Consider the following 4,938-nt stretch of genomic DNA (forward strand, 5'->3'; position numbering starts at 1 on the left):
GGATGCGCCGCCAACAAGTTCACTGGTGGTGACCAGCGTATCGGCGGCGGATGCACCGGCGATGAGGAGAACATTCGCCGCCCGCAGATACCTCGACTTCTCCCGGCTGGCCAGTTCCCTCTGTTGCCGCTGACAAAGCGTCAGCCGATCATCCACCGGTACGGCACCGTACGGTGATACCGGGCCCGCCCGTATGTCGTTCATATCGTTTTCCGTCACGAGCGATCGCGCTCTGATTTTCCGTGCCCGGCGCCCGCTGATCCGCGGCGTCGACGAGAAATCCCGTTGAACAGCGCAGCGGAAACAACGACAGAAATGAAGACCGGAAGGGGACGACACGTCCGATGCCCGCGCTCTCTTCACTGCATCTCGCCGTCGCGCTGGACGGTACCGGCTGGCATCCCGCGGCCTGGCGGGAGCCACGGGCCCGCCCGCTCGAGCTGTTCACCCCGCGCTACTGGGTCGACCTGGTCTCCGAGGCCGAGCGCGGTCTGCTCGACTTCGTCACCATCGAGGACGCCCTCGGCGTGCAGTCCTCCCGCTTCGACGGGCCGGACGGGCGGACCGACCAGGTGCGCGGCCGCCTGGACGCGGTGCTGATCGCCTCCCGGGTCGCGCCGCTGACGACGCACATCGGGCTCGTCCCGACCGCGACCGTCACCCACACCGAGCCGTTCCACGTCTCGAAGGCGATCGCGACCCTCGACTACGTCAGCACCGGCCGGGCCGGCTGGCGGGCGCAGCTGTCGCATCCCGGTGAGAACTCCCATTTCGGCCGCCGCGACATCTCCCGTCTCCGGTTCGAGGACTACGCGACACCCGAGGGCCAGGCGCTGGTCGCCGAGTACTTCGAGGAGGCCGGCGACTTCGTCGAGGTGGTCCGCCGGCTGTGGGACAGCTGGGAGGACGGCGCGGAGATCCGCGACACCGCCACCGGGCGGTTCGTCGACCGCGAGAAACTGCACTACATCGATTTCAAGGGCCGGTGGTTCAGCGTCCGCGGCCCGTCGATCGTGCCGCGGCCGCCGCAGGGGCAGCCGCTGGTCACCGCGCTCGCGCACAACACGCTGCCCTACCGGTTCGGCGCCCGCTCGGCCGACGTCGTCTATGTGACCCCGCGGGACGCCGACGACGCGCGCGCGACCGTCGAGGAGATCCGGGCCGAGCAGCACGCCGCCGGCCGGGCGGAGAACGTGCACGTCTTCGGTGATCTCGTCGTCTTCCTCGACACCGCCGCGACGGCGGCGAACGACCGCCGCAAGCGCCTGGACGAGCTGGCCGGCGGCGAGTACAGCAGCGACGCGCTGGTGTTCACCGGCACCCCTGCCGAACTCGCCGACCTGCTGCGGGACTGGCAGCGCGCGGGCCTGTCCGGCTTCCGGCTGCGGCCCGGGACGATCCCGCACGACCTGGAGGCGATCACCCGCGCGCTGGTCCCGGAGCTCCAGCGGCGCGGCGTGTTCCGCACCGCCTACGAGGCGGACACGCTACGTGCCCTGCTCGGGCTGCCCAGACCCGCCAACCGCTACGCCGCCGCCTGACGACCCGCCGGCCGGCCCGCCGACCCGCCGACCCGCCGGCCGAGCCGGCATCGAACGCCTGGAGCGTCACGTTATGAGCAAGCCCCGCAAGCAGATCATCCTCGGTGCCTACCTCGGCGGCGTGAACCATCACACGGTGTGGTCCGACCCGGCCGCCGGCAGCCAGATCGCGTTCTCCTCGTTCCAGCACCTGGCCCGGACCGCCGAGCGCGGCAGGTTCGACTTCTTCTTCCTCGCCGAAGGCCTGATCCTGCGCGAACGGCTCGGCCTGATCTTCGACCAGGACATCGTCGGCCGGCCGGACACCCTGCCGGTGCTCGCCGCGCTGGCCGCGGTGACCGAACACCTCGGCCTCGTCGGCACCATCAACGCCACCTTCAACGAGCCGTATGAACTGGCCCGGCAGCTCGCCTCGCTGGACCACCTCTCCGGCGGACGGGCCGGCTGGAACGTGGTGACCTCCTTCGACGCCTTCACCGGGCAGAACTTCCGCCGCGGCGGCTTCCTGGACCGCGACGACCGCTACATCCGCGCGGGCGAGTTCCTCGCCACCGCCCGGAAGCTCTGGGACTCCTGGCCCGCCGACGCCGTGGTGGCCGACAGGAGCAGCGGACGGTTCGTCCGCGACGACAGCGTGGGCGCGTTCAGCCAGCACGGCGAGCAGTTCGACATCTCCGGGCACTTCAACGTCCCGCGCAGCCCCCAGGGCCGCCCGGTCATCCTGCAGGCCGGGGTGTCCCCGCAGGGCCGGGACTTCGCCGCCGGCAGCGCGGACGCGATCTTCTCCCCCTACCGCCACCTGCCCGAGGCGCGCGAGTTCTACCAGGACATCCAGGCCCGGGCGCTGCGCCAGGGCCGCCCGGCCGGCTCGGTCAGGCTGCTGCCCTCGGCGTCGTTCGTGCTCGGCGACACGCAGGCCGACGCCGTCGAACGGCACCGGGAGATCACCCGGACGCAGGTCAGCGGCCGGACGGCGCAGATCCTGCTCGAGACCGTCTGGAACCGTGACCTCTCCGGCTACGACCCCGACGGCCCGCTGCCGGACGTCGGCCCCGACCCGGACGCCCCCCTGGTGATCCAGGGCCGGGCCCGCCTGGCCCAGGACCCGTACGAGACCGTGGCCGGCTGGCGGGCACTGGCCGAGGCGAACAGCTACTCACTGCGTGAGCTGGCCATCCACCTCTTCAGCCGCACCGAGTTCATCGGCACGCCGACGCAGGTGGCCGACCGCATCGACTCCTTCGTCCAGAACGACGGCTCGGACGGCTTCATCCTCGGCTCCCACCTGACCCCCACCGGCCTGGACGAGTTCGTCGACAAGGTGGTGCCACTCCTGCAGGAACGCGGCTCCCTACGTACCGAATACACCGGCACAACCCTGCGCGACAACCTCGGCCTCCCCACCCCCAGCACCTCTGCCTCTGCCTCTGCCTCTGCCGCGGCCTGAGACACCCGAGACGCGGCAGAGCGGCACCGGGCAGAATGATGACCGCTCCGGCCGGCACCACGGCTACGGGTTTCGAGTGGTTCTGGCTCGGTAGCCGGCTTTGGCGACGCTCCATATGACGTCGATATCGCCGTCATGGCAGCTGACTCCGATAAGGTAGTCATCCATCACGACGGCGATATCGGATCAGGCGGTGGTGATGACGCGTGCGAGCTTGCGGCCGACCTTGAGGTAGAGGTCGCCGAGCTGGCCGTCGAACTTGTCCTTGACCAGGGTGGCCAGCGGTTCGCGAGTTTCGTCGGCGCTCAGCGTCACCTGCTCCTGGCCCCCCTCCGACTCGACCACGAGGCGCAGACCGTTCTGCTGGGCGACGCGGCGGACATCGCCGTTGCTCCTGGCGAAGCCCAGGGCCTTGATGACCTCGGTCACGGGCTGGCTGAGGTCGGCGATCGTGGGCAGGTCTTCGACCTCACCGAAGGTGCGCCTGGAGAAGCGGGCGGCAAACTCCTCGCGAGCCTTCATCGCCGCGTCGACGCCGTGGATGGCGGCGGTGACCTCCCCGGCGAGGATCTTCTTCAGGTCCATCGGGTGCAGCGTCCCGGCCTCCACCCGCTCGCTGGTGATGGCGAGTTCGGGGTCCAGCCATTCCGACAGCGCCTGGAAGTAGGGCTCTACGAGCCGGTCGGGTACCGACATGATCTTACCGAAGATCTCGCCAGCTGGGGCGGTCAGCGGCACGTAGTTGCCTTTGGACTTGCTCATCTTGGCCCCGGTGCCGTCCGTGCCTTCGATGAGCGAGGTGGCGACCACGAGTTCGGGCGTCTGACCGCAGATGTCCATGACCTTGCGGCACATCTGCATGTTGAGGAACTGGTCGATGCCGCCGACCTCGAGGTCGCAGCTGGTCTCCACGGAGTCCAGCGCCATCACGACCGAGTACATCAGCTCGGCCAGCGACAGGCCCTGTCCCAGCTCGAGGCGCTTGCGGAAGTCCTCACGCTGTAGCGGCATCGACACCGGGATCTGCGAGATGATCTCGATAATCTCCGGCAGGGTGATCTGTCGCAGCCAGTCGCCGTTGTGGCGGAACTGGGCGCGGTCGAAGTCGAAGAACGGAGTGACCTGCTGGCGGTAGGTGGCGAGGTTGCGGACGATGTCCTCGTCGGTCAGGGCGGGGCGATCGTCAGAGCGGCCTGACGGGTCGCCGATCTTGGCGGTCATGTCCCCGACGATGAACACGACCTGGTGGCCCATGCGCTGGAAGCGGCTGAGGATGAGCATGGGCACCGAGTGCCCGAGGTGCACCTCGGCTCCGGTCGGGTCGATGCCGAACTTGGCGACGAACCGACGGCCCTTCCTGTCGGCGGCGATGATCCGCTCAGCCAGCGCGTCGGCGGAAGGCTGAAGCTCCTGCGAGCGGGCGGCGATCAGGGCGGCCTGCTCGGCCGGGGCCAGGTCCGACAGATCCAGGCCGCGGCGCCGCGTGGTCTCGGTCAGCAGCTCGCGCACGGTGGCGTCGGCCGCAAGGTCCGCGCCGTTCAGCAGGGCGGTGGCGCGGTCAACGGACTGGCTCAGTCGGGTCATCAACGCTCTCCTGGAAACTGGATGTCCACACATGCTATTGGGCCGTCGCGAGCCGATTCCTCTTGGTCAACGTGGCCACAGGCCGATCAGGTCGATATCACCGTCGTGGCAGTTGACTCCGATAAGGTAGTCGTCTATCGTGACGGCGATATCGGAGTCAGGCGGGGTCATGGCGTACACGGGGAAGGTCACGAGCGCCGAGTCACTGGGGCGCATCCTGCAGCAGGCCAGGCTGCTCGCCGGGCTGAGCCAGCGTGAGCTCGCCCGTCGGCTGGGCACCACGCAGAAGTACATCTGGGAGCTTGAGGCCGGCAAGCCATCCATCGTGATGGACCGCCTCTTCGCCGCCATGCGCGAGACCGGCAT

General features: G+C 69.2%; 5 protein-coding genes. 3 read left to right on the forward strand and 2 right to left on the reverse strand.

The annotated features are described in order from the left end of the window. Window positions 1-204 (reverse strand): hypothetical protein (locus tag AC5LSR_RS10425; RefSeq protein ID WP_493468390.1); only part of this gene is annotated, 204 nt, incomplete at its 3' end. Between the two features lie 140 nt (window positions 205-344). On the opposite strand from AC5LSR_RS10425, the gene AC5LSR_RS10430 reads away from it, so the two are divergent. After that, on the forward strand, window positions 345-1,541 hold the full coding sequence (locus tag AC5LSR_RS10430) for an LLM class flavin-dependent oxidoreductase (protein ID WP_250285964.1): 1,197 nt from the start codon (window positions 345-347) through the stop codon (window positions 1,539-1,541). A 73-nt stretch (window positions 1,542-1,614) separates the two neighbouring features. Then, complete coding sequence (locus AC5LSR_RS10435; RefSeq protein WP_493464750.1) at window positions 1,615-2,988, forward strand: NtaA/DmoA family FMN-dependent monooxygenase; 1,374 nt, start codon at window positions 1,615-1,617, stop codon at window positions 2,986-2,988. Between the two features lie 186 nt (window positions 2,989-3,174). Here AC5LSR_RS10435 and tyrS read toward each other — a convergent pair whose 3' ends face one another. Further along, entirely contained in the window at window positions 3,175-4,572 is a 1,398-nt protein-coding gene (tyrS, locus tag AC5LSR_RS10440; RefSeq protein ID WP_250285966.1) for a tyrosine--tRNA ligase, read from the reverse strand. A gap of 169 nt (window positions 4,573-4,741) precedes the next feature. Here tyrS and AC5LSR_RS10445 point away from each other — a divergent pair. Continuing rightward, window positions 4,742-4,938: helix-turn-helix domain-containing protein (locus tag AC5LSR_RS10445; RefSeq protein ID WP_250285967.1), on the forward strand; the 197-nt coding region annotated here is incomplete at its 3' end.

The organism is Protofrankia sp. CiP1_Cm_nod4 (assembly GCF_982290645.1).